This window comes from Ruegeria sp. ANG-R, from assembly GCF_000813985.1.
Classification (GTDB): domain Bacteria; phylum Pseudomonadota; class Alphaproteobacteria; order Rhodobacterales; family Rhodobacteraceae; genus Ruegeria.
Map to the genome: position 1 here is coordinate 60,117 of NZ_JWLJ01000004.1, position 23,409 is coordinate 83,525.

The 23,409-nt window shown below is 57.4% G+C and carries 20 protein-coding genes and 1 tRNA gene; 11 read left to right on the forward strand and 10 right to left on the reverse strand.

Annotated features, from left to right (window positions below; genetic code table 11):
• Positions 1–2: 2 nt before the first annotated feature.
• The gene (locus RA27_RS12175; RefSeq protein ID WP_039539206.1) at positions 3–416 is read right to left on the reverse strand and encodes a hypothetical protein; all 414 of its coding nucleotides are present in this window, start codon (positions 414–416) and stop codon (positions 3–5) included.
• Positions 417–1,188: 772 nt separating this feature from the next.
• On the opposite strand from RA27_RS12175, the gene RA27_RS12180 reads away from it, so the two are divergent.
• A tRNA-Leu gene (locus RA27_RS12180) sits at positions 1,189–1,273 on the forward strand.
• Positions 1,274–1,321: 48 nt separating this feature from the next.
• On the opposite strand, the gene RA27_RS12185 is transcribed toward RA27_RS12180, so the two are convergent.
• Entirely contained in the window at positions 1,322–1,939 is a 618-nt protein-coding gene (locus RA27_RS12185; protein ID WP_039539208.1) for a TetR/AcrR family transcriptional regulator, read from the reverse strand.
• Between the two features lie 162 nt (positions 1,940–2,101).
• Between RA27_RS12185 and RA27_RS12190 the strand changes: the two genes are divergently transcribed.
• The 6 genes from RA27_RS12190 (at position 2,102) to RA27_RS12215 (ending at position 7,558) form a co-directional block, all read left to right on the forward strand.
• Positions 2,102–3,031, forward strand: coding sequence for an AEC family transporter (locus RA27_RS12190; RefSeq protein ID WP_039539210.1), 930 nt, complete (start codon positions 2,102–2,104; stop codon positions 3,029–3,031).
• 103 nt (positions 3,032–3,134) lie between these two features.
• Positions 3,135–3,968 (forward strand): S-formylglutathione hydrolase, encoded by an 834-nt coding sequence (fghA, locus tag RA27_RS12195; protein WP_039539212.1) that lies wholly within the window; start codon positions 3,135–3,137, stop codon positions 3,966–3,968.
• 3 nt (positions 3,969–3,971) lie between these two features.
• The gene (gene sthA, locus RA27_RS12200) at positions 3,972–5,435 is read left to right on the forward strand and encodes a Si-specific NAD(P)(+) transhydrogenase (protein WP_039539214.1); all 1,464 of its coding nucleotides are present in this window, start codon (positions 3,972–3,974) and stop codon (positions 5,433–5,435) included.
• Positions 5,432–5,887 (forward strand): YaiI/YqxD family protein, encoded by a 456-nt coding sequence (locus RA27_RS12205; RefSeq protein ID WP_039539217.1) that lies wholly within the window; start codon positions 5,432–5,434, stop codon positions 5,885–5,887. Before sthA ends, RA27_RS12205 begins: the two co-directional genes overlap by 4 nt.
• Positions 5,888–6,032: 145 nt before the next feature.
• The gene (locus RA27_RS12210; RefSeq protein ID WP_039539220.1) at positions 6,033–6,653 is read left to right on the forward strand and encodes an HAD family phosphatase; all 621 of its coding nucleotides are present in this window, start codon (positions 6,033–6,035) and stop codon (positions 6,651–6,653) included.
• A complete protein-coding gene (locus RA27_RS12215; protein ID WP_039539223.1) occupies positions 6,650–7,558 on the forward strand; it encodes an NAD(P)-binding domain-containing protein in 909 nt (302 codons plus the stop codon). The genes RA27_RS12210 and RA27_RS12215 overlap by 4 nt, the downstream gene beginning before the upstream one ends.
• Here the strand turns inward: RA27_RS12215 and RA27_RS12220 are convergent, their stop codons facing one another.
• The gene (locus RA27_RS12220; RefSeq protein WP_039539226.1) at positions 7,559–8,800 is read right to left on the reverse strand and encodes an MFS transporter; all 1,242 of its coding nucleotides are present in this window, start codon (positions 8,798–8,800) and stop codon (positions 7,559–7,561) included.
• Positions 8,801–8,948: 148 nt separating this feature from the next.
• On the opposite strand from RA27_RS12220, the gene zapE reads away from it, so the two are divergent.
• A complete protein-coding gene (gene zapE, locus RA27_RS12225) occupies positions 8,949–10,007 on the forward strand; it encodes a cell division protein ZapE (RefSeq protein ID WP_039539953.1) in 1,059 nt (352 codons plus the stop codon).
• Between the two features lie 66 nt (positions 10,008–10,073).
• Here the strand turns inward: zapE and RA27_RS12230 are convergent, their stop codons facing one another.
• From RA27_RS12230 to RA27_RS12245, 4 genes are read right to left on the reverse strand one after another with little or no spacing between them, the layout of a single operon-like run.
• On the reverse strand, positions 10,074–11,348 hold the full coding sequence (locus RA27_RS12230; protein WP_039539229.1) for a folylpolyglutamate synthase/dihydrofolate synthase family protein: 1,275 nt from the start codon (positions 11,346–11,348) through the stop codon (positions 10,074–10,076).
• Positions 11,345–12,277 carry an acetyl-CoA carboxylase, carboxyltransferase subunit beta gene (accD, locus tag RA27_RS12235; protein WP_039539956.1) on the reverse strand — a complete coding sequence of 311 codons (933 nt, stop codon included), beginning with the start codon at positions 12,275–12,277 and terminating at the stop codon, positions 11,345–11,347. The genes RA27_RS12230 and accD overlap by 4 nt, the downstream gene beginning before the upstream one ends.
• A 59-nt stretch (positions 12,278–12,336) precedes the next feature.
• Complete coding sequence (locus RA27_RS12240; RefSeq protein WP_082025117.1) at positions 12,337–13,236, reverse strand: type II CAAX endopeptidase family protein; 900 nt, start codon at positions 13,234–13,236, stop codon at positions 12,337–12,339.
• Positions 13,226–16,321, reverse strand: a complete 3,096-nt coding sequence (locus RA27_RS12245) for an ABC transporter transmembrane domain-containing protein (RefSeq protein WP_039539231.1) — start codon at positions 16,319–16,321, stop codon at positions 13,226–13,228. Before RA27_RS12245 ends, RA27_RS12240 begins: the two co-directional genes overlap by 11 nt.
• Before the next feature lie 243 nt (positions 16,322–16,564).
• Here RA27_RS12245 and RA27_RS12250 point away from each other — a divergent pair, with 243 nt between their 5' ends.
• The 3 genes from RA27_RS12250 to RA27_RS12260 all read left to right on the forward strand — a co-directional run bounded on the left by RA27_RS12250 (position 16,565) and on the right by RA27_RS12260 (position 19,321).
• Positions 16,565–17,326 (forward strand): DUF6478 family protein, encoded by a 762-nt coding sequence (locus tag RA27_RS12250; protein WP_039539233.1) that lies wholly within the window; start codon positions 16,565–16,567, stop codon positions 17,324–17,326.
• A gap of 10 nt (positions 17,327–17,336) precedes the next feature.
• Positions 17,337–17,702: a hypothetical protein gene (locus RA27_RS12255; protein ID WP_039539235.1), complete on the forward strand. Its 366-nt coding sequence runs from the start codon at positions 17,337–17,339 to the stop codon at positions 17,700–17,702.
• Between the two features lie 92 nt (positions 17,703–17,794).
• A complete protein-coding gene (locus RA27_RS12260; RefSeq protein WP_052265275.1) occupies positions 17,795–19,321 on the forward strand; it encodes an MFS transporter in 1,527 nt (508 codons plus the stop codon).
• A gap of 51 nt (positions 19,322–19,372) precedes the next feature.
• Here the strand turns inward: RA27_RS12260 and RA27_RS12265 are convergent, their stop codons facing one another.
• The 3 genes from RA27_RS12265 to gpmI are packed head-to-tail and all read right to left on the reverse strand — an operon-like array spanning position 19,373 to position 23,373.
• Entirely contained in the window at positions 19,373–20,719 is a 1,347-nt protein-coding gene (locus RA27_RS12265) for a S41 family peptidase (RefSeq protein ID WP_039539238.1), read from the reverse strand.
• Between the two features lie 6 nt (positions 20,720–20,725).
• Positions 20,726–21,859: a peptidoglycan DD-metalloendopeptidase family protein gene (locus RA27_RS12270; protein WP_039539240.1), complete on the reverse strand. Its 1,134-nt coding sequence runs from the start codon at positions 21,857–21,859 to the stop codon at positions 20,726–20,728.
• Positions 21,856–23,373, reverse strand: coding sequence for a 2,3-bisphosphoglycerate-independent phosphoglycerate mutase (gene gpmI, locus RA27_RS12275; RefSeq protein WP_039539242.1), 1,518 nt, complete (start codon positions 23,371–23,373; stop codon positions 21,856–21,858). The genes RA27_RS12270 and gpmI overlap by 4 nt, the downstream gene beginning before the upstream one ends.
• Positions 23,374–23,409: the final 36 nt, after the last annotated feature.

Here is a 23,409-nt window from a genome sequence, read left to right on the forward strand (position 1 = left end):
GGTCAGCCTCCGGTACCAGTTGCGGCGAATTGGTCCCCTGCCCCGTCAGGCAGGCTCGCAAGCGTGTCGATACGTGCGATAAGATCCAGAGCGTTGCCGAGAATCGCTGCCTCGGTACGCGGTGAAATCGATTCATAGGCGAAGGAATCAGCCAGAACTTCGATCGAACTGAAGCCCTCACCGTTTTCCAGACAGGCGACGCGGCGCCCTGTCGGGAACTCCTCTGATTTGCTGGCAGGCAGAGGCATTCGGGCATTGGCCAGCAGATAGCGATTGCCCGAATGCGTTCTGAGTGCGACGCCGAAACCTGTGCCGGGATGCTGGCGGTTCAGGGTTTTCAGCTCGCCAATGAAACTTTCACGGGCAAGACTGACGACGTCTTGCTCGGAAGCAGCGGATTTGATCTGGTTGGTCACGACAGAGACCCTTGTACTGGAGTTGAGCAGAAACTCGCACGGTGCCAGAAGGCAAAAAGACTCATTAACTCCTGCGCCCAATCAATTACGATTACCGCGGTGTTATTTTGACGCGAATAGGATATTTTGGCGGTTGAAATGTGGCACAATTATGGTGAAGTCTCATAGAAAAACCTCAACCTATGAGAGAACTCCCAAGAAAACCTTGCAGTCAACGCCTGCCCTGAAGACTCTTATGCACTTGGTGGGCAATAAAATGCTGTTGGATCCACCGATTCAGATCGAGTGCCGATATCGACTTGTATTTTAACAAAAAACTCTTCCACTCAGATAATTCTGAGCAGGAGCAGAGTGAATGTCACTTTGCTCACACGCTGTCCTTACTCAGATTTGGGTCACAATAGTCACAGTTGCAACTATTTGCGCGCCGCACAACGTATGCGAGTTTAATTGGATAGTTCGTGCGATCGCCTAATGTCCCCATAATGGAAACAAAAAACGAAGCAAATATCTCAACTGCGTGCGAGGGATCAAATGGGTACTATTCTTGCCTCGTCCACGCAATTCCAGGCAAGTTGGATGGCTCGCAAACTTCAGCGATCAGAGGTCAAACATCCGCATCCCCCACAATTGAGGTCAGATAAAGACCCAGTTGGCATCAATTGTTTCTGATGGCGGGATAATAATCTTGTGTTCGACCCAAAATTCCCTCTCGCACTCTCTCGAAAGCTTTGCTATTCAGCGCGTCGTCGCGATGCTTCGGCATCGGATTGCGGGTGTGGCGAAATTGGTAGACGCACCAGATTTAGGTTCTGGCGCCGCAAGGCGTGGGGGTTCAAGTCCCTCCACCCGCACCACCAATATTTCGGGGATTGCAGCGTTTGGCCGCGACAAACGCCCGGAAGTCAAACGCCGTAACGGGCCATAAACATGTCAACGGCCTGGTGGGCGACCTGGTCAAGCTCGCTCTGGCTGAAGCTGTTCTGGATGCCGAACGCGGCGCGACCCCATAATCTGACTTTACACAATTCCGAAAACTGCTCGGCCGCGATGTTGACGTCATCAATAACCAGCTCTCCTTTGGCAACGGCCTTTGACAAGTACTCGGCCATCTGGCGCTGACCGTTCTGAGGCCCTGCCTCATAGAACGCCTTGCCAAGTTCAGGAAATCTGTCGCGCTCAGCCACGCAGATACGAAAAACTTGCTGTGCAAAGTCCGAAACGAGAAATGCCGCAAGCTGAGTGGCCGCAATCGTCAGCACCTCACGCACCGGTTTGGTCTCATCGATCATCGACAGAATGCGTTCTGACATCAGTCGGCATTCGGTCTGGGCGACCTCGGTGAATAACAGGCGCTTATCAGGGAAATAACTGTAAAGCGTCGCCTTTGACACGCCAGCGGCACGCGCGATGTCGTCGACGCTTGCACCTTCAAACCCATCCGCCATGAACACCTCTCGGGCCCCGCGCAAAACCTGGTCGAATTTACGGCCTGTACGCAGGATGGTGGCGGCTTGGGTCATGACGTCTCCTCAAAGTGATATCCTGCAACACTATAAACCGTTCAGTTCAGTTTCAACGCTTTTCGCTCTGATCGCGGCTTTGGCACAAGGTTGCAGATTCAAGAGTACCTGCTGTCACGCGCCAGGTCTTGCGACCCCGGAAAACCGTGCTAACACGTTGTCATGGTCGAGATATTCCTGCGCACCCTGCCCTTCTTCGCAATTATTGGCTTGGGATTCTGGGCCGGGCGCAGTCGATTTTTTCCACCAGAGGCGACGGCCTATCTGACCAAATTCATATTTTTCTTCGCCCTGTCAGCAATGCTGTTTCGATTTGCGGCCACCCTGCCCTTTGCCGAAATCTTCAACGGTCGGCTGATGATCGGCTATCTGATCGGAACCGTTGGCGTCTACGCAATCGCAACGATCGTCGCCTATCTGCGCGGTCTGGATATCCCTACTGCAGCGGTTGAGGCACAATGCGCGGCCATCGGCAATGTCGGATTTCTGGGTTTGCCCATGCTGGCACTTTTGTTCTCCGAGGCAGCCATAGGGCCCGTAATGCTGGTTCTGACCGTCGATCTGGTCGTGTTCTCATCATTGATAGTCATTCTGATCAATGCAGGCCGCGACGGCCGCCTGGGATTGGGAACGGTACGCCTGATCGGGATCGGGTTGTTAAAAAACCCGATGATCCTGTCGATCTCCGGTGGATTGATATGGTCAGCGCTCCGGGTGCCTGTCCCTGATCCCCTGAACGATTTCCTGACAATTCTTGGCGGCGCCGCTACTCCCGGCGCGCTGTTTGCCATCGGCGCGTCGCTGGCGGACAAATCGGCCGAGCGCATCCAGATCGCGGGTTGGCTGAGTTTTTGCAAGCTGGTCCTGCATCCGCTTTTCGTGGCGCTTATGGTGATCTGGCTGATCCCGGTCGCCCCCTTCCCCGCGATGGTCGCGATCGCTGCGGCGTCGTTGCCCGTTGCGGGGAATGTCTACATGCTTGCCGCACATTATGGCGTGGCCCCGCAACGCGTGTCTGCGGCCATCTTGCTATCGACCGTGGCCAGCATAATGACCGTTCCGTTGGTAATTGGCTGGGTCAGCGCCTTCTGATCTTCATCTTTTTCGGAAAACGCTCCCGCCGGAGGCACCTGCACTTTACGTCGACGCAGCGGAGCGTTAGCCATGGCGCGGACACAACGCAAGGATAAGCTCGATGGAAACCCTTTCGGAAAACGCCTGTTTTGGTGGTGTGCAGGGCGTCTACCGCCACACCTCCTCGGCGTGCAGATGTGATATGACATTCGGTCTGTTTCTTCCCGCCGAAGCCAAGGACGGTCCCGTTCCTGTTCTGTGGTATCTGTCGGGCCTGACGTGCACCCATGAAAACGCCATGACCAAGGCAGGTGCGCAGGGCTGGGCCGCTGAGCAAGGTATTGCGCTGGTGTTTCCCGATACCTCTCCACGTGGCGAGGGTGTGGCAGATCACGAAGACTACGACCTGGGGCAGGGCGCTGGATTCTATGTCAATGCCACTCAAAAGCCCTGGGCGCCGCATTTCAATATGTGGGACTATGTGGCCGAAGAGCTACCCGATCTTCTGGCTGAGAGATTTGCGATTGATACGGATCGGCAGGCAATCACCGGCCATTCCATGGGCGGGCATGGTGCCCTGACGCTTGCGATGAACCTGCCGGGGCGCTACCGCTCGGTTTCGGCCTTCTCGCCGATTTCAAACCCGATGGGTGCGGATTGGGGCCGCAAACAGCTCAGCGCATATCTTGGCGACGATGAATCGGCATGGGCCAAACATGACGCGTCCGCGATGATGAAAAGCGCGGGCTTCGACGGCCCCGTCCTGATCGACACCGGTGCCGATGATCAGTTCATGGATCTGTTGCGCCCGGAAGCGCTGGCGCAGGCGATTGCTGAGCGTCGCCAGCAAGCCACATATCGCCTGCAGCCGGGCTATGACCATTCCTACTATTTCGTGTCCACCTTCATGGAGGATCACGTCACCTTTCACGCTGAAGCGCTGTACGGGGACTGAGGCATGAGCAAATATGATTACGACCTGATCATCATCGGCTCCGGCCCTTCGGGCCGCGCAGCGGCAATTCAGGCGGGCAAACTGCAGCGCCGGGTGCTTGTGATTGACCGCAAAGATCGTTTTGGCGGCGTATCTGTGCACACCGGCACCATCCCATCGAAGACGCTGCGCGAGACCGTGTTGAACCTGTCGGGTTGGCGCGAACGCAGCTTTTACGGGCGCTCCTATCGGGTCAAGGATCAGATCCGGGCCGAGGATTTGAAAGCGCGGCTGCACATGACGCTCGATCACGAGGTCGATGTGCTGGAGCATCAGTTCAATCGCAACCACGTGGAAACCTTGAACGGGCTTGCGACCTTCACCGGACCACATGAGGTAGAAGTTGCAACGGACGCGGGTGAGACCACACGCCTGACCGCGGCCAAGTTCCTGATTGCCACCGGCACCAAAACCTACCGCCCCGATTATGTGCCTTTCAACGGCAAGACAGTGGTCGACGGCGATGATTTCCTTGAGATGGAGGAAATTCCGCGCTCGTTATGCGTGATCGGTGCAGGTGTGATCGGCGTCGAATACGCCACGATGTTCTCGGCCCTGGACGTCCGGGTAACGCTGATCGAACCGCGCGAGACGTTTCTGGACTTTATCGACAAGACACTGATCCACGACTTTACACATCAGATTCGTGAAAACGGGGTTGACCTGCGGCTGGGTTCGGCCGTTGAAAAGATCGAAGACGCGGGCGGCCATGTCGAGGTCACGCTGGACAACGGTCGTCACGTCCGGGCCGAGATGCTTCTGTTCGCCGCAGGGCGTATGGGGGCGACGACGGCCCTGAACCTTGATGCTGTAGGAATCGAAACTGATCACCGCAACCGGATCACCGTCGACCGAAAAACCTATCAGACTTCGGTGCCGCATATCTACGCGACCGGTGACGTCATCGGACACCCCTCGCTGGCGTCAACGTCTTTGCAACAAGGGCGAGTCGCGGCTTGCCATGCACTTGAAACGCCCACCTTGCCGGAAAGCCCCTGGTATCCCTATGGGATCTACTCGGTGCCCGAAATCTCGACCTGTGGCATGTCCGAGGAAGAATTGCAGGAACGCGGCATCCCTTATGAGGTGGGCGTTGCACGGTTCCGCGAAACCTCGCGCGGGCATATCATGGGGCTGGAGCACGGTATGCTGAAAATGCTGTTCTCGCTCAAGACCCGCCGGGTTCTGGGTGTGCAGATCGTGGGTGAAGGCGCCACCGAGCTGATCCATATCGCGCAGGCGGTTCTGAACCTGAAGGGCACCGTGGACTATTTTGTGCAGAACACCTTCAACTATCCGACGCTGGCCGAGGCTTACAAGATCGCCGGGCTGGACGCGTTCAACCGGATGCCGATCCCGGACGAGTTCAAGGTACGCAAGACCGCGTCGAAAGCCAAACCGGCACCAAAACAGGCCAAGGAAGCGTGACCACGCTTTATATCGATGGCGATGCCTGCCCTGTAAAGGCCGAGGCCGAACGGGTTGCAACCCGTCACAGGGTGCCGATGGCACTTGTCTCCAATGGTGGCCTGCGCCCATCGGCGAACCCGCTGGTTCAGGTCGTCATCGTTGCGGAAGGTGCGGATGAGGCCGACAAGTGGATTGCTGACCAAAGTGGTCCGGGGGACGTGGTTGTAACGTCCGATATCCCCTTGGCCGCGAAGTGCGTCGAGGCAGGCGCCCGTGTGCTGCGCCCGAATGGCGAGACATTCACCGCAGCAAATATTGGCCAGCAACTTGCCATGCGCGATCTGATGGCCGATTTGCGGGCGGCAAACCCGCTGGGCACCGGCGGAGGCGGTAAACCGTTCTCAAAGGCCGATCGATCTCGATTTCTGGATGCGCTCGAGCGTGAGTTGCGAGCGGCAAAACGCGGGTGAGGCTCCCGCCGGGCCGGATTGCATCACAGATGCACCCCGTCCAGTTGGGCGGGGCAGCGCTACGCGCTGCGGAATCCGCTCTTGAAACCCGGCGCGATGATTGGTTCATTCGTCTCAATTCGGTAGCATACAGACAGGATCGCCCATGCCTATAGAGGCCGTGATTTTCGATATTGGCAACGTTCTGATCGAATGGCAGCCTGAACGCTATTATGACCGTGTGATTGGCGAAGACCGCAGAAAGGCGATGTTTGCCGAGGTCGATCCGCACGGAATGAATGATCTGGTCGACCAGGGGCATCATTTCACAGATACAATATATCGGTGGGCGGACAAATACCCCGAATGGCGGGAAGAAATCCGCATGTGGCATGACAATTGGATTGAACTTGCCGCGCCCGAGATACCGCATTCGGTCCGGCTGTTACGAGCCCTGCGGTCCGAGGGTATACCGGTCTTTGCTTTGAGTAATTTCGGGGTGCAGAATTTCGACTATGCCAGCACCGTCTATCCGTTTCTGAATGAGTTTGATCGTCAGTATGTTTCGGGCCGAATGAAAGCCGTCAAACCATACAAACCGATATATGAGATGGTCGAGGCGGATTGCGGCCTGCCGCCCCAGTCTCTTCTATTTGCGGATGACCGAATCGAAAATATTGAAACCGCACGAGCGCGCGGGTGGCAAACCCATCATTTTCAATCTCCGGAAGGCTGGGCTGAAAGGCTGATCGCCGAAGGTCTGCTGACGGAAGCTCAGGCACGTTGAACGTACTCCAGATACCATTCGCAGAAGGTGAGGCCAGGCTTGATTGGATCGAGTTGGCGCAGGCTATTGCAGATGGCCATCAACGTCCACGCGCGCAGATCGAAGATACGTTTCTGTACCGGGGCAAAGACACGTTGTTATCACGCTCAGCCTGGGTCGATGGTTTGGGCATCGCTGTGAAATCGACGACGATATTCCCTGACAATGCGCAGATCGGGCGACCCGTGATTGACGGATCGGTCAGTGTGTATGACGACGCTGACGGGCGGCTGGCAGCTCTTATCGATTTCTTCCTTGTGACCAAGTGGAAAACTGCGGGCGATAGCCTGTTGGGGGCGCTCAGACTGGCCAATCCCGACAGCCGCAACATAGTGATCGTCGGTGCGGGACCCGTCGCGTCGTCCCTGTGCGAGGCTTTCACGGCGGGCTTTCCACGCGCCCGGATTTCTCTGTGGAACCGGACAAGCGCCAAGGCCGAGGCTCTTGCGAGAAAGCTGGGTTATGTTGACGTCGCCTATGATCTGGCGGACGCCGTCAGCCGCGCAGATATCATCGCAACCGCCACGATGAGCACGCAGCCAGTCATCCGGGGAGAATGGCTGCATCCCGGTCAGCACCTGAATCTGGTCGGAGCCTATCGACCGGATATGCGCGAGGCCGACGATACCGTGCTGCAGCGCGCGTCGATCTACATGGACAGCTTTGACTCGACCGTCGATCATATCGGAGAGATCAGGATTCCTATCGTTGAAGGCACCATTTCACACGATGATCTGATCGCCGATTATTATGCGCTGGATAAGTTCTCGCCGAACCCATCCGCGATAACGGTGTTCAAGAACGGCGGCGGCGCTCATCTGGATCTGATGACCAGCCGCTACATCATCGACAAGTTCCAGGCGTGATCACACTGCCGCGGCAACTGCGGAGCGGTCCTCTTTTATAGGTAGGTGTATGATTGCACTAAAGGCCCCGATCGCGACACCAATCCACCAGACCATTGTGTAGTCACCGTATTGATCATACATGCGCCCGCCCAGCCAGATGCCCAAAAAACTGCCGATCTGATGGCTGAGGAAAACAATTCCGTAAAGTGTTCCCATGTATCGCAGGCCATAAAGATGAGCGACCAGACCCGAAGTCAGCGGCACTGTCGCAAGCCAAAGCGATCCCATTACCAATGAGAACGCTATAACCGAAAGGGGCGTGATCGGGAACACGATGAATGTGCCTGCTGCGAGCGTGCGGCCCGTGTAAACGGCTGCGAGCAGGTACTTCTTTGGAAAACGGCTTCCCGCCCAGCCCGCCAGAAGTGTTCCACCGATATTGGCCAGCCCAATCAGCGAAATGGCAATCGCACCCAAGGCTGATGTTGTCGTGATGCCCATGGAATACAGCAGTCCTCCGGGCTCGATCGGGCCGCACATCTCGGTGACGAATGCAGGGAAATGGGCCGTTACAAAACCCAGTTGATAGCCACAGCTGAAAAATCCGATTGCGATCAACGCATATGAAGGGTCGCGGAAAGCCTTGGTCAGGATTTGCCCCATGCTTTCTTCCAGTTCGGTCTTACTGACCGGTTGTGGTGCGCGCATGAAAGGCAACGTCAGTATCAAGGCCAGAATTGCCACGGCGAAGACAAGGAAAACCTGCTGCCAGGGCAAGAACGTCAGCAACCATTCGGCCGTAGGTGCCCCGATCACCTGTCCGAAGCTGCCTGCAGCGGTGACGATGGCCAATGACATAGAACGGTTTTCGTCTGACGATGCCCGACCAACGACTGCGAGGACCAAGCCAAACCCCGTTCCGGCGATACCGAATCCCACGAGCCACGCATACATCTGATGTTCAAAGGGTGTAACCGACCATGCCGACAGCACCAATCCCGCCGTATAGGTCAAAGCGCCCAGGACAATTGCGCGCCGGTCCCCTATCCTCTCGGCTATGGCGCCAAAGATCGGCTGCCCGATCCCCCACGCCAGGTTCTGGATCGCGATGGCCATCGAAAAGTCGGTACGCAGCCAGCCGAATTCATCCGCGATGGGAATCTGGAACACACCGAATGAGGCGCGCACCGCGAAACTTACAGTAATGATGATACACCCGACAATCAGGATCGGGTTCAACAGGCGGGCGGACTGCGGCATGGGGGCTCCGGACTTTTGTTCTGTCAGACGTTAGCGGGACAGGCTGAAGCGTCAATTCAGGAGTTTTGTGGCGCCAGTTCAGCAAAATTGATGTGTCAGGAAAAAAGGTTTCTTTTCAATGTACGAGTCGGGCGGTATGCCTCAACATATGACGGATTTGATTTCGCTTTATGAAAATCGTATCGCCGATGGTTCTCTGACGCGGGACGACGCGCAAGAAGCCGTTCTGCCCCGGTTTGAGCGAATTCGGGCTGCATTGGCAGAGCCGGCGAAACGCGGTTTTTTCCGTAAAGCGCCACCTCCGCCCAAGGGGCTGTATCTTTGGGGCGGCGTCGGACGCGGTAAGTCGATGTTGATGGATATGTTTGTCGGGACGTTGGGTGATACCCCCGTCCGCCGGGTTCATTTCCACGCCTTCATGCAGGAAATTCACACCGGCCTGCACAAGGCGCGTGAAGACGGTGTCGAGGATGCGTTGGCCCCGGTGGCCGAAGCGGTCGTCAAATCTGTGCGCGTGCTGGCCTTTGACGAGATGCAGATCACCGATATCACCGACGCGATGATCGTTGGGCGGCTCTTTGATATGCTCCATAAGGGTGGGGTTGTGATTGTCACAACATCCAACAGGCATCCGGACGATCTGTACAAGGACGGACTGAACCGGCAATTGTTCCTGCCTTTCATCCAGCACATCAAGGAGCAGCTGGAGGTGTGGGAACTGGCCTCACCCACGGATTACCGGCAGAATCGGCTTGAGGGTTCGCCGGTTTACTTCACCCCCATCGGACCAGAAGCGCGAAACAAGATTCGCGCCGTGTGGAATGATCTGTCAGGTGGCCCGGCGGAGCCGCTGGCCCTGCAGATCAAGGGCCGGGAGGTTGTACTGCCCGCGTTTCGCAACGGCGTGGCACGCGCATCGTTCTATGATCTTTGCGGACGGATGCTGGGGCCAGGAGACTATCTGGCGATCGCCGAGGCGCTTAAAGTACTAGTGCTGGAAGACGTTCCGCGCCTGTCGCGTAACAATTTCAACGAGGCCAAGCGGTTTGTCACGCTGATCGACGCGCTGTATGAGGCAAAGGTCCGGCTGATCTGTTCTGCCGCCGCCGAACCAGAGATGCTGTATGTCGAAGGCGAAGGTACGTTTGAATTCGAACGTACGGCGTCGCGGCTGCGTGAGATGCAGGATAGGAACTGGGGAAAATAGGGGCTCTGCCCCCGCCCGACCCTGACGGGTCGGTCTCCCCCGGAGTATTTTTGACCAGGTGAAGGATCAGGCGTTTTCTCGGAGGATGTTTCCCGCGAGATAAAGTGATCCGCAGATCAGAACACGTGCATCGGGCGTTTCAGCGGTGATTGCGACAAGGGCGTCTGCAACGCTTTCGGCTGTTGATGCGGAAAGGTTGACTTTAGCGGCTGCGGCTGCGGTTTCGTCGGCACTCAGGGTGTTTTGTTCGCCGGGGATCGAGACGGCGGTCAGGCTATCGGCTTTTTGCGCCAAGGGTGCAAGGTAGCCGGTGACATCCTTGGTATTCAGCATACCGCAAATCATATGCGTCGGTCGGGCGGGCAAGGAGGACAACACATCGGCCAGTGCGAGACCTGCAGCCGCGTTGTGGCCGCCGTCCAGCCAAAGCTCGGCATGTGGGGCCTGTTCGACCAGAGGACCGGCTTTCAGACGCTGCATGCGGGCGGGCCATTCGGCTTTGGTGACTGCGGCCTCATAGGCGTCATCGCCCATTTGCAGATGGCGCAATACGGCCAGGGCTGCACCCGCGTTCTGGATCTGGTGGCCTCCCAGCAGGTTTGGCATCGGCAGATCGCGCAAACCTGTTTCGTCCTGATAGATCAAGCGCCCGTTTTCGGTGTGCACATGCCAGTGCTGCCCATGAACCATCAGTGGGGCACCCAGGCGCGCGGCAGTATACTCGATAACTTCCAGCGCTTCTTCCTGCTGCGGACCAACGATACAGGGAACACCCGGCTTGATAATCCCTGCTTTTTCGGCGGCGATCTTGCCCAGCGTGTCGCCGAGGAATTGCTCATGATCAATCGACACCGGAGTAATGACGGTCACCTCGGGTTGTTCGACCACATTGGTCGCGTCCAGACGCCCGCCCAGGCCGACTTCAAGCAGCGTATAATCCGCCTGAGCGCGGGAAAACGCCAGCAGAGCGGCGCAGGTCGTGATCTCGAAATAGGTGATGTTTTCACCACCATTGGCGGCGTAGCATTCGTCCAGCACGGCGGTGAGGTTGGATTCGGAAATCAGCTCTCCGCCGAGCCGGATGCGTTCATGAAACCGGGCGAGATGGGGCGAGGTATAGGCATGGACCGCGCGCCCTGCCCCTTCGAGCCCGGCCCGTATCATGGCCTGAGTCGAACCCTTGCCGTTTGTCCCGGCGATATGAATGACCGGAGGCAGCTTGGTTTGCGGATTGTCCAGCGCCGCCAGCAAACGCCAGACCCGATCCAGGGTCAAATCGATGATCTTAGGGTGCAGCGCCATCATCCGGTCAAGGATGACATCCGAGGTCCGGGTGGTCATTTTTCGACCGTATCCTCGGAAGGTGTCTGCGTGGTGGCTTCTTCTGGTTCGGGCGCCGGCAGGTCGCCTTTGACCGCAGGCGGTTGGTTCATCAGCATCCGGGTAATGGTAATCAGCTCTTCCCGCATCTCGGTCCGCTTGGTGACCCTGTCGAGCATACCGTGGTCCAGCAGATATTCGGCGCGCTGGAAACCTTCGGGCAGTTTCTCACGAATGGTTTGCTCGATCACTCGGGGACCGGCGAAACAAATCAGGGCATTGGGTTCCGAAATGTGAACGTCACCAAGCATGGCATAGGATGCGGTAACGCCGCCTGTGGTCGGGTGAGTCAGCACGACAATGTAGGGCAGGTTTGCTTCTTTGAGCATTTCAACTGCCACCGTGGTGCGGGGCATCTGCATCAAGCTCAGAATGCCTTCCTGCATCCGCGCACCGCCCGCTGCCGAGAACAGGATCAGCGGGCGTTTCAGTTTCACTGCCTCCTGGGCCGCGGCGATGATGGCATTGCCTACATACATACCCATCGACCCGCCCATGAACGAGAAATCCTGCGCAGCGGCCACAATCGGTGTACGGCCGATTTCGCCAAGGGCGACCAGCATCGCTTCTTTCTCGCCAGTCTTTTTCTGCGCTGCTTTCATGCGGTCGGGATATTTCTTCTGATCACGGAAATGCAGCGGATCATCATTGGGGGCGGGAACATCGACTTCGGAAAAGATGCCGCCATCGAACAGATGCTTGAACCGGTCTCGCGGCGTGATCGCCATGTGATGGCCACATTGCGTGCAGACATTCTGGTTGTCCGCCAGTTCGCGATGGAACAGCATGGTTCCGCATTCATCGCACTTGTGCCACAGATTTTCGGGCACTTCGCGGCGCGAGAAGATCGAGTTGATCCGGGGGCGGACGTAGTTTGTGATCCAGTTCATGTCGGAACCTTGATAATGCGGCGTTGACGTCAAATAAGGCGCAACGCGGGGAAATGCAATCAGCGCCTGAGGACCAATCGCGCCGTAAGCCACCCCACGATCATCAGCGCAAAGTCGACGAACAACCAAGGCCTCAGGGCATCGGTATCCGACGACTCATAAGGCAGGTGGAATAAAGCCAGTCCCCCAAGATTGTCGGGCAGGGAAATAACCAGTAAAGCTGTAAAATTATTGAAAAAATGCAGGGCGATAGCAGGCCCCAGAGTGCCCGCCCTGGCGGTCAGATCGGCAGTCAGCAACCCAAAGGCCAGCGCCCATATGGCAATCAGCAGCGCATTATCACCAACTGTGGCCGGACTATAGTGCCCCGCTGCGAAAAGGAGTGAAGGCAGCCCCATCCAGATTAACGGAGATCGAAAGCGCGCCGCCAGACTTTGCTGCAGGTAGCCACGAAACAGAATTTCCTCGGCGCTCGTCTGAATCAGGACGGCGATAACCGACAACGGCAACAGCAGCAGCCATTTCGACAAGGACAGGTTTGCTATCAAAGGCACGCCCAGATCGTAGGGAGGCAGAATCAATATCACCAACGCAAGCACCAGCAGCGCGCGCAGGACGCGCCAGAATTGCCGCATGGTCAGGGATTGCTCTCCAAGGACCGAGGCAAGCGAACGGTGCTGAAACAGCCGGGCACCCAGTGCGACACCAAAGGTCGCGAAAACAAAGCTTGATAGAACAACGAGAAGCGCCAGCGGTGATGAACCGGTCAGAAACGCAGCCGCCGAACCCGGAGCCCCGAGACCCGCAACAACGGCGAATAACAGTGCATTGAGCGTCACCACCACAACCGAGATCAGGACAAGCCCCGCAAGCAGGCGCCATATCTCCGGGTATCTGCGGGCGCCGCTTAGCAGGTGTCGATGATTGTCATAGGCGCCATGGGGTCCCTCAGCTTTCATCGTCTTGCCCGCTATCAAACACAGCGGGATCATGCACGAACGGCGTATTCGGGTCACGCAGACGTTCGGACACGGCCGTCAGATAACCCGCCACGGTTTCGAGCAATCTCATTGCAACACCTGCATCGCTCTCGATCACGGCGCGCAACTCTTCGGCGCCAATCCGCAGGAAGGCGCAATCAGTGGTGGCCACCAGGTCCAACTGCCGGGGCTCGTTGGTAATGATCGCAAGGTCGCCGATCAGCCGCCCCGGTTCGACCGTAGAGATCGAGCGCATCTCGCCATGTTCATCCAACCAGTTCAGGCTGGCCTGACCCGATATACACAGATAGGCTGCGTCCGGGGCCTGACCGCGGGAGAATATGGTTTGTCCTGCCGCCGCCTCGTACCATTGAGCCGAGAAAGCCAGCAGGCGTTGATTGCGTCCATCCACCCGCGAAAACAGCTCGGTCGATGAAATGATCTTGAGCTTTCGGCTCAGGTCGTCAGAGCCCTGGTCTTCGACTTCGGTGGATACGCGCGAGACCCCATCGATCCGACCATCCTTGATCTCGACAAACAGATCGTAGGCTTCAGGATGGGCAAAATGATCCTCCATGAAGATCATGATCGAATCGGGTAACAACTCGCGCAGCTTCAGCCGGGTCCGCAGGCGGCTTTCGGAATCATGGCTGGCCAGCGCTTTGTCGAGGATCAAGATATCGGGGCGCTTTATCCCCGCGCGTGAAAAGGCGGCGCGTTCCTGAAACACGGTCGGCAGATTGTTTCCGCCCAGCCCGGACGGAAGATCGTAGATGATTGCAGCGGCTCTGCGGCGCAATCCGGCTTCGTTCAGGACCTCTGCAACCAGATCTTCAATCTCTTCTGCCTGCGCACCAGCCATGATCGACACCCGGCCATAAAGCGCATTTTCCATCGCCGTCAGGCGCGGAACGTAGCCATCCGGCGAAACCGGCACGAACATTGCGCCCATAGCGTCCCGCAGCATTTCGGCCTGACTGTGGCGGATGGACAAAATCTTGTCCTTGTATTCTTCCGGAAAGCTGGGGCCGATTTGTTCAGCGGTCAGCATGAATGGCACCGTTAACAGAAGTGCGCGTTCCTTATCGCCGATCGACTCTTCGCCCTTGGTCTTGCGACGTTCCTCGATATCAAGCAAGCGGTGATACATGTCCTTTGACATACCCAGTCGCAGGAACAGCGGGTGGTCGGCCCCGTCACGTCCGAAGGTCTGGTGCAGCGTTTCCAGCACGGCCTGGGCGATACCAAGCGCATCATCATCCAGGTCGTGCGATTTGAGCATCGACAGGAACCGCTCGTCACCCGCAAGGATATCAGGTGCAATGTCACGCGACGGAGACGCAAACAACAGGTTCCCGCCCAACGGTACGGCCGGATTGAACTGGTCGGGATCGAACCGGTAGACAAATTTGTCCAGCCCGTGCTCTTGCAGGCGATTGGCTACGGTATCTCGCAGGTTGACGATCTCTTGCGCCAGTTTCGGATGCAATTCCGGATCGAACTGAGATCGCAAGGTGCGGCGGAACATGAACTCATCAATGCCCATCGCTTCGACAAGCTGAAACCACCAGTCGCGAATGTCTTCGATGTCATCGAGGCCAGCCAGGCTGGGGTCGATCCATTCGTCAGACAGGGAATCAGGAGGGTTCCCCGCACGAACGGCTTCGATCTGACGGCGCGAGGGCGCTCGTAAAGCATCACTTTCGTGCTGGGGATGCGTGCGCAGCGGCATCAGAAGGTTATCCCCCAGCGTTCCATCGAACAGGTAGGGTCGCGAGTAGGCATAACCGATTCGCGCTGCAATCACCGCTTGATGGAGGTCGTTCAGGTTATGACCGGCCATCAGCACCTCTCCCTGAGCCGGCAGCAGTTCGCGCGTCAACAGTTGAGCAAGAGCGCTGCGCTCGGACGCGTGTTTTGACTGGATGGCAACGCGGGCGCCTCGGGGAATGGTCAGGTCGATATCTTCGAGGATGGTCTTGCCGTCATCGTCGCGCACAGTCACGTTGCGAAGCTCGATATCTCCGGACAGGTGCGGTATGGCCTCCGGCACACCTTCAAACAGCCGCTCGGGTATCATGTTCGACGGGGCGAACCTTTCGGTCACAACCTCCCAGCGCAGCGACATGTCCTGCACCTGATTGTAATAGGTCAGAAGATCCTTCCACGGACCGCTGAGATCCTTGTAGGCCCCCAATGCGGCGACCAGCGCACCAACTGTCACCTCGCCGGTGATCGCCAGATAGCCGCCCACCGAATAGAACAGGAAGGGCGTCATCTGAGTGATCAGATTGTTGAGGAACTTCATGAAGAACTTCTTGTTGTAGATCTTGAAGCGGATCTCGGACAAGGTTCCCAGGCGATGACTGAACTGCGCCAGGCGATAGCGCCAGCCACCATTGGCGCGCAGGTCGCTGATCCCGGCCGCGCTCTCGCCGATTTCCGAACTCAGCCGCCGGACCTCCTGAATACGGTCCTTATTCAGAAGGTTGATCTGGCGCTGAAGCTTGGGAATCAGCCAGGCCTGCAAAGGGATCAGCGCAATGCTGGCAAGCCCGAACCACACACTTTGCATGAACAGAAAGGTGACGATCGTCATCATTTGGCCGAACTGGAACACGGGCTGCGCAATGGCGTCTCCCATTAGCCCGCCCATGGGTTCTGCCTCGGACGTAATCATCGACACCAGCTCACCCTGGCTGGTTGTGGCAAAATAGGATTTTGGAAACCGCATCGAACGGCTGATCAGAGTAAAGCGCAGACGGCGTAACATCCGCTCGGCCAGAATGCCCTTCATGGTGTTGATGCGCATCTTCATCACACCGCTGGCGATCACGGTTGCCAGAAAGGCGAAACACAGAATCAACAGATACTGTATCTGGCTGACCGTGAAGCCATGTACTGTGACGGTATCCGCAGGCGCACCAATGGCGTCATTGATGATCTGTTTGGGAAGCTCCAGAGAAGCATAGAGGAATGGAAACGACAGAACTGTCAGCATCAGCAGCACCAGTTGCTGTTTCTTCGAGTGTTTCCAAATGAACGAAAATAGAGTGGGTTCCATGCCCCTGCCTCGTGGTGAAACTGTATGATCTGGGGCAAATGACGATAGTACACGCAGCCAGAATGCGGACGGTAAGCCGCAGCCCGTCCTATTGCAAGAATGGCTGGACATTGGCGACCCAAAATCCGATCTGGCGCATGACCGCATTCAGATTTAAGGAAGTTTTATCCGCTAAATGCTCAAGACCGGTTTGTCCCCTGCCCGGACTTTGACTAAAGAGGGGCAGTCTTGGAAGATGAGGCGATGGGAAGACTTCTGGATCGTTATATTCAGCGTAGGGCTCTGGCGCGATGGCAGCGCGCCGCGCAGCAGTCAGATCAGCTCGCTTTGCCGGATTTGCGCCGTCAACGTGATGAGGCACGCCTGTTGCGCGGGCAGCTGGAGCAGGTGATTCGAAAGGCAAACAAACGACTGACCCAACCTTTTATTGGTGCCAACCAGTTTGCAAAACCACTTGGAACTGACTGGTCCTGGCGCCCGGACCTATGGCGTGCACCCATGTTCCAAAAGGGTATCGCCTCGGCCCCGCGCAAGGCTAAGGTCGATGGTCAGGTAACACTGTTTCACGATTGCAGCCGGGCCGAGATCGGCGTGCAGCAGATCCGGAACCGTCGTGACAAGGATCTGGCACCTTTCAGCCTGGCTATTGAAGTTTTCGATTTTCAGGGGTCCTTTCTGTCTCTGTCCATTGAATTGCCGACAGAGGCTGCCGTGAATCTGACCCGCCAGCATCTGATGCACGTTGATACGATGATCGAATACGAGCGTCCTACAATCGTCTTCGCCCGCCTCAACATCCAGCACGGCCCAAATACCGAGCAGGTCCTGCGTGAGCTTGATCTATCGACGTCGGCGGTCGCAGTAGATTTCGATCTGGCACATCTTCACCTGAATGAACGTCGAATTGAAAAACTCTGGCTGGATCTGATCATTGATCAGCCAGCGATGAACCGGGTGGTTCTGCGCGACCTGACCTTTTGTCGCTGCCATCGGGCCGATCTGTAAGGGGCAAACGATGACCGATACCACCCTGACCCCAATCCGCTTTGAAAATGCTTCGTGGGAAGGCCATGTGACCAGTGACAGCACTCCGCAGATCGAGGTGCTGTATCTTAATGAGCCCCTTCCGAATGTGGAACTGACACCTGACGATGATGGCTGGTCCTTGCACATACCTGTGCCATCCGCCGCATTGTCGGAGGGTGTCCACTGCGTGTTGATCCGCGACGAGATCACAGGCCGGAAGCTGGGGGATTTTACAATCATCGCAGGCTCACCCGCCGAAGATGACCTGAGGGCAGAGCTTGCATTGTTGCGTGCTGAGCTGGACATGCTGAAGCGCGCCTTCCGCCTCTCTCAGACCTCTCAAGGCAAGCCCTGACAGCGGCATTAATCACCGCATCCGGGCAACGCTCTATCTTTTCGGGCCTATCCGTGCATCATTGGTTCATTCGGGTATCAACCGGCGAGCCTATGGACCGCAAAAGTATCATCAAGGTCATCGCACTGATGGTGACGGCCTTCGGGATCGGGATCGATTTTACCGGAGCTCTGATGCTGGTGCCCGCCATCGAAAGCAGCTTTGACGCGGATATTACCAGCACCCAGTGGGTGCTGAATATCTACGCTCTGTTTTTTGCGATGACGATGGTTGCAGGGGGCCGCTTGGGCGACATGTACGGTCACCGCAAGATGATGATTATCGGCCTTTCGATTTTCCTGTTCGCCTCGGTTATGTGCTTTGTTTCCCCCGGATTGGATTACCTGATCGGAGCCCGCGCGCTGCAGGGAATTGGCGCGGGTTGCGTCTGGCCCTGTACACTGGCGTTCGGAGCGACCAAGGTCTCAAAAGATGAACACCGCGCGCTGGTGATGGGGCTGATCCTGGCGGGTGTCACCACAGGCAATGTCTTTGGTCCGATGATCAGCGGGGCGGCGGTAAATCTGGGCGACTGGCGACTGTTTTTCCTGGCCAATGTGGTGTTTTCCTGCGTCTCGATGGTAACGGCTATCCTGTTGATGGAGCGTGAAACTGAACACAAGACAGGTGAACACATCGACTTTGCCGGGGTGGGCGTCCTGTCCTGCGCGGTTCTGTTGCTGCTCTATGGGCTTGACGTGGGGGCCGACTGGGGGTGGACTTCGCGGCCTCTCTTGTTGCTGTTTTTTGTCAGCGCCGCGTTGTTTTTCTTGTTTCCGAAGGTCGAGAAAAGGGTCAAGGAACCTTTACTTTTGCCTCAGTTGATGCAGAACCGGGAGTTTCTGATCACGCTGGGCCTGAATATGTTCAACGTCTCTGCCGCTTTTGTGGGTTTGCTGTATTTTCCGCAATACATGCAAAAGGTTCTTGGCTGGTCCGTCTTTCAATCGGCGCTGGGATTGGCGCCATTGACGGTTTTGCTGGCTGTCGGCTCCATCGTCTCGGGTACGCTATACAATGATTTTGGCCCCAAAAGGCTGCTGTTTTGGGGATATATCTGCGCAACTGTCGGGGCGGCTAGCGTTGTCGTGATGCCGTCCGGGGCCGGGTATCTCCAGATCCTGCCGGGAATGGCCCTGATCGGGCTGGGTGCAACGCTGACGGTGGGCCCGTCAGGCACCGCCGCTGTCTGCGCGGTCAAGCCGGAACGCGCTGGTCTGGTTGGCGGCCTGAGCTTCATGACCCATCTTGTGTACGGCGCGGTCGCTGTCGCCTGTGCTACGGCGATCATGTATGTATCCAGCCTGTCCAACCTGAAAACCCGGCTTGCAGCCGCAGGCATCAATATGTCCGAAGCTGATCAGAAAATGATCACCGGTGGAACGTTGACCACTGATTCCGCGAAAGCTGTGTTACAGAAACTGGATTCGGCCGAGGTCGAAAAAGTTAAGGCCGCCATTGCGGCGGCCTTTGATACCGGCATGAACATGGCCTTTATCTTTGCCACTTTCTCGGTTGCGATCGGTATTGTCCTTGCCCTGATGCTGGACGAAAAAAAGCTGCATAAGGTCGAAGGCTGAGGTGAGGTCAATCGGGACAGAAAAAGGGCCGCACGCGGCGGCCCCTGATCGTTACTGCGACGGACCACCGGTCGGATTGAAGGCCGACAGACCCTTGAGGATGTCGATGGCATAGGCCAGCTGATAATCCTCTTCACGCAGTTCTGCAGTCGCTTCAGCTTTGGCGCGATCTTCTTCGATCTGACGAATTTCATCTTCGCTGAGACTGTCGTTGTTCAGGCTGCCGCGCAGGTCGGCCTCGGACCGGGTGCGGGTGTCTGTATCTTCCTCTTCTTCCTCATCCGGACGATTGCGCGGTTGTTCCACAATGATGTCCGGGCTGACGCCAAGGGCCTGGATCGAACGGCCCGAGGGCGTGTAGTAGCGCGAGGTTGTCAGGCGCATTGCGCCATCGCCCCGCAGCGGCATGACCGTCTGGACCGATCCCTTGCCAAAGCTCTTGGTTCCGACCACGATAGCGCGATGGTGGTCCTGCAAAGCTCCCGCGACGATTTCCGAAGCCGAGGCCGAACCGCCGTTGATCAGCACAACGATGGGCTTGCCGGCGGTCAGGTCGCCGGGTGTTGCGTTGAACCGCTCACCATCTTCAAGGTTGCGGCCCCGGGTCGAGACGATCTCGCCCTCATCCAGAAACGCGTCCGAAACTTTGATAGCCTGTGTCAGCAATCCGCCCGGATTGTTGCGCAGATCCAGCACGACGCCATTAACGTTTTCAATGCCTCCGGCCTCTTCGATCTGCTCTTCCAACCCTTCCTTGAGATTGGGGTAGGTCTGGTCATTGAAGGTCGTGACACGCAACACAACGCTCGTACCTTCGGTTCGCGCGCGAACAGCGGTCAGCTTGATCGTGTCGCGAACGATGGTCACGTCGAATGGCTCCTGCTCACCTTCGCGCACGACTGTGATCACGATCTCCGATCCCACCGGGCCGCGCATCAGGTCTACGGCTTTATCCAGCGTCAGCCCCAAAATGCTCTCGCCATCGACATGGGTGATGAAATCGCCCGCCTCGATGCCTGCCGCAGCCGCAGGAGTGTCATCGATAGGAGAGACGACTTTGACAAAGCCCTCTTCCTGCGTGACTTCAATCCCCAGCCCGCCGAATTCACCGCGCGTCTGTACCCGCATCTGCTCGGCATCATCGGGCGACAGGTAGCTGGAATGCGGGTCCAGCGAGGTCAGCATCCCGTCAATCGCGGCCTCGATCAACTCGTCAGTTTCCACTTCTTCGACATACTGAGCACGGATACGCTCGAAAATGTCGCCAAACAGATCAAGCTGCTCATAGACGCTGGCCTTGTTCTCGGCCTCTTGCGCCAGCAAAGGACCCGCGATCTGTGTCGTTGCGATTATCCCTGCCACGGTGCCGGCCAGACCGGCCATCACAAATTTCTTCATACTTGTTTATCCATCCTTGTCCGTCCGGAACCATGATTCCGGGTCCACTGGGCTGTTATCCTGTCTGACCTCTATATAGAGCGTTTCTGACCGGTCAGTACCAGTGCCATCACCGCTTGTTGACATAATCGCGCCGATTTCCGGGGTTTCGCCCGGCATAAGACCTACCGGAGCCCCCTCGGGGATCACTTCGCCTGTCTGTCCATATACCTCCTGCAGGCCTGAGAACACAAAAAGCAGCCCGGGTTGCGGCTCGAGGATCACCAGATTTCCGAGATCCAGCAAAGGCCCTCGGTAGCGGATCGTGGCGGAGGTCGGCGACGTTACCAGGGCTCGGGGTCGTGTGCCCAGCACAAGACCGGGGCGGGTCACGCCTGCGGCATCCGTTTCGCCTGCCCGGTGAAGCAGTACACCCTGTGCAGGCAATGTGATCTGGCCTTTGCGGCCCGAGACATCGGCATTGGTGACGGCAATCTCTCCTTCGGAAATCTCCGATAACCCGCTGGCAAACCCATCCAACGTTTCCGTAGACGAAATCAGAATAGCGGTACGCACAGGGTCTTCCACAAAACGGCGCGGCAGGTCGGTGCGATCGGCGATGGCCTCGCTCAACTGTGTGCGGGCATCCTGTACACCTGTCAAACCTTCGGTCAGCGTATTGGCGGCACTTTGCTGGAGCTGGCGCAAAGTCTGAACTTCCTGCAGGTCATGGGCCAGAGCTTGCGCCTGCGCGTTCAGGCCGGGCGTGACCTCTGACAGCATCATGCCCGTACGTGCGGCCCCCAACGGGCCGGAAGGATGCAGCATCAGTACCGGAGGTGCCGTGGTTTCGATGGTCTGCAGAACACCCAGCAACTGCGCCACCTCCTGCTCCCTCACCTGCAGTTCGGCTGTCAGCTGTGCCTCGCGCAAAGCGGCGCGGCGCAAACCGTCGCGCATAGCCGTCAGGCCGGCCTCGTAGGCTTGTATCGTTTCGGTCAGCGCGCGCACCCGGTCACGGGCGCTTTCAGCGTCTGTCAGGGATATCGACGCTTGCTCGAGCATCGCGGCCGCCTCCAGCGCCGCATTTGACGGGCTGGTTTGGGCGACGACGGGTGCAGACCATATCAACACCGCTGCAAGGGCCGGTCGAAACCTCATGTCAGCAGGCTTTCCCCGGTCATTTCAACGGGTTTCGGCAGCTCCATGAGTTGTAAAATGGTCGGCGCCAGATCTGCCAGCCGCCCATCGCGCAGACTTGCGCCGTCGGGGCCACCGACCAGCACTACTGGAACGGGGTTCAACGTGTGTGCCGTGTGCGGACCACCTGTTTCCGGATCGATCATCATTTCGCAATTTCCATGATCTGCCGTCACGATCATCGCCCCCCCCACCTGCCGAAGCGCCGCAACAACCTTTGCCAGGCCTTGGTCCACAGCTTCGCACGCCTTGATCGCCGCTTGCAGATCGCCCGAATGACCAACCATATCGGGATTGGCATAATTGGTGACGATCAAGTCGTATCCTTCGTGGATCGCCTCGACAAACTTCTCTGTCACCTGAGCCGAAGACATTTCGGGCTGCAGATCATATGTCGCGACCTTGGGTGATTTCGGCATATATCTGTCTTCCCCGCCTTCGGGCTGTTCTTTGCCACCGTTGAGGAAGAATGTAACATGGGGGTATTTCTCGGTCTCAGCCAGACGAAACTGGCGCAAGCCCTGTTTAGCGATCCACTCGCCCAAAGTGTTCACAATATCCCGCTTTGGGAACACCGTGGTCATATAGCCGTTATGACCGTCGGAATACTCGACCATTCCCAGCAGCGCCGAAAGCTGCGGCCGCGGGCCCGTATCGAAATCGGCAAATCCAGGCTCGCCGATCGCGCGCAGGATTTCACGCGCCCGGTCGGCCCGGAAATTGAGGCAAAAGAAACCGTCGCCATCTTTGATCCCGGCATAGTCGCCCAGAACGGTCGGCGCGATGAACTCATCGGTTTCTGACTGGTTATAGGCATGATCCACGGCGAATTGGGCAGAGGTTTCCGCCCTGCCCTGCCCCTTGACGATGGCAGCATAGGCTTCGGACACCCGTTCCCAGCGGTTGTCGCGATCCATGGCAAAATAACGCCCGCAAACAGTGGCGATTCTGGCCCCCTCGGGCAATCGATCCTGCAGTTCCGCCAGATAGGTAAACGCAGATTTCGGAGGCACGTCACGCCCGTCGGTGATGGCGTGCATCACCACCGGGACGCCTGCATCGGTGATGGCCGTGGCGGCAGCCACTAAGTGATCCAGATGTCCATGCACTCCGCCATCGGACACCAAACCCATCAGATGCGCCGTGCCGTCCGCAGCCGTCACCTTTTCAATAAAATCCCGCAACGCTTTGTTTTCGAAGAAAGAGCCATCTTCGATAGCCAAATCGATCTGACCCAAATCCATCGCGACGATACGTCCTGCACCGATATTGGTATGTCCAACTTCGGAATTGCCCATCTGGCCACTGGGCAGCCCGACATCCGGGCCATGAGTGATCAGTTGCGCATGAGGACCCTCGGCCATAAGCGCGTCAAATGTAGGTGCATCAGCCAGATAAGGAGCGTTGGCCGTCGTGTCGTCAGACAAACCCCAACCATCAAGGATGCACAGGACGACAGGTTTGGGGGCAGTCATGAAAGCTCTCCGGTTGCGGCTCGTGGTCATCTTTTA

Excerpts from the sequence above, each read along its gene's own strand:
- RA27_RS12230 (WP_039539229.1), bottom strand. The coding sequence starts at position 11,348 with ATGACCACCCGGACCTCGGATGTCATCCTTGACCGGATGATGGCGCTG.
- fghA (WP_039539212.1), top strand. The coding sequence starts at position 3,135 with ATGGAAACCCTTTCGGAAAACGCCTGTTTTGGTGGTGTGCAGGGCGTC.
- RA27_RS12210 (WP_039539220.1), top strand. The coding sequence starts at position 6,033 with ATGCCTATAGAGGCCGTGATTTTCGATATTGGCAACGTTCTGATCGAA.
- sthA (WP_039539214.1), top strand. The coding sequence starts at position 3,972 with ATGAGCAAATATGATTACGACCTGATCATCATCGGCTCCGGCCCTTCG.
- RA27_RS12250 (WP_039539233.1), top strand. The coding sequence starts at position 16,565 with ATGGGAAGACTTCTGGATCGTTATATTCAGCGTAGGGCTCTGGCGCGA.
- RA27_RS12260 (WP_052265275.1), top strand. The coding sequence starts at position 17,795 with ATGGACCGCAAAAGTATCATCAAGGTCATCGCACTGATGGTGACGGCC.
- accD (WP_039539956.1), bottom strand. The coding sequence starts at position 12,277 with ATGAACTGGATCACAAACTACGTCCGCCCCCGGATCAACTCGATCTTC.
- zapE (WP_039539953.1), top strand. The coding sequence starts at position 8,949 with ATGACGGATTTGATTTCGCTTTATGAAAATCGTATCGCCGATGGTTCT.
- RA27_RS12240 (WP_082025117.1), bottom strand. The coding sequence starts at position 13,236 with ATGAAAGCTGAGGGACCCCATGGCGCCTATGACAATCATCGACACCTG.
- RA27_RS12255 (WP_039539235.1), top strand. The coding sequence starts at position 17,337 with ATGACCGATACCACCCTGACCCCAATCCGCTTTGAAAATGCTTCGTGG.
- RA27_RS12190 (WP_039539210.1), top strand. The coding sequence starts at position 2,102 with ATGGTCGAGATATTCCTGCGCACCCTGCCCTTCTTCGCAATTATTGGC.
- RA27_RS12270 (WP_039539240.1), bottom strand. The coding sequence starts at position 21,859 with ATGAGGTTTCGACCGGCCCTTGCAGCGGTGTTGATATGGTCTGCACCC.
- RA27_RS12265 (WP_039539238.1), bottom strand. The coding sequence starts at position 20,719 with ATGAAGAAATTTGTGATGGCCGGTCTGGCCGGCACCGTGGCAGGGATA.
- RA27_RS12220 (WP_039539226.1), bottom strand. The coding sequence starts at position 8,800 with ATGCCGCAGTCCGCCCGCCTGTTGAACCCGATCCTGATTGTCGGGTGT.
- gpmI (WP_039539242.1), bottom strand. The coding sequence starts at position 23,373 with ATGACTGCCCCCAAACCTGTCGTCCTGTGCATCCTTGATGGTTGGGGT.
- RA27_RS12245 (WP_039539231.1), bottom strand. The coding sequence starts at position 16,321 with ATGGAACCCACTCTATTTTCGTTCATTTGGAAACACTCGAAGAAACAG.
- RA27_RS12185 (WP_039539208.1), bottom strand. The coding sequence starts at position 1,939 with ATGACCCAAGCCGCCACCATCCTGCGTACAGGCCGTAAATTCGACCAG.